This is a genomic window from Candidatus Frankia alpina, assembly GCF_902806485.1.
Lineage (GTDB): Bacteria > Actinomycetota > Actinomycetes > Frankiales > Frankiaceae > Frankia > Frankia alpina.
Map to the genome: position 1 here is coordinate 1 of NZ_CADCWT010000545.1, position 664 is coordinate 664.

General features: G+C 63.9%; 1 protein-coding gene. It reads right to left on the bottom strand.

The genetic code is table 11. The features are described from left to right. Nucleotides 1–45: 45 nt before the first annotated feature. The gene (locus tag G6R25_RS24430; RefSeq protein ID WP_163554699.1) at nt 46–516 is read right to left on the bottom strand and encodes a helix-turn-helix domain-containing protein; all 471 of its coding nucleotides are present in this window, start codon (nt 514–516) and stop codon (nt 46–48) included. Nucleotides 517–664: the final 148 nt, after the last annotated feature.

The following is a 664-nucleotide window of genomic DNA, read 5'->3' on the forward strand; positions in this document are numbered from 1 at the left end:
ACTGCGCGTTCGCGTTCGCTTTCGGTGGGATGGTCCAGCACTTCTTCAGAGGAGGACGCGGTTCCGTTTTTTTAAGATCCGGCCGATGGTGGAGTGGTCCAGGTCCGGGATGTCCTCGATCAGCGTCACGTGCTTCTCCAACAGCCGCAGCGACCAGCGGGCGTAGCCCTCGGGAGGCTGGGAACATGCCAGCGTGATCAGCCTGGCCTCGACCTCGCCGGTGATCTGTGAGGGTACCGGGGGATGCTCCCGTGCCTTGCGTCCGATCGTGGCCCACACATCCCCACCGGTCTCGGTGAAACGCAGGGCGACCAGCCGCAGCGTCTCACCCGAGACACCGACCCGCAGAGCGATGACCTCCTGGGCAGCGACCTGACCCACCGAGGTGTCCAACGCGAGCAGCACCCGCGCCCGCCGGATCATCGAGGCCGGATGAACCCCCGCCGTGGTCACCCGGACCAGCTCTGCACGATCGGCCGCGGCCAACGTGACCGGCCGCTTCTTCTGCGAACCCATGACACAGTCCTGACCGGCAGAGGGAAGACAAGACCTGCCAGACCCAACCCTCTCAACCAGCCACGAGAAACACCAGAACTAAGCAGCGACGATCGTAACTGGTCAGGTATTTGTTTGATCTTGGGTTAGCTGGTTGCGGGCATCCAGG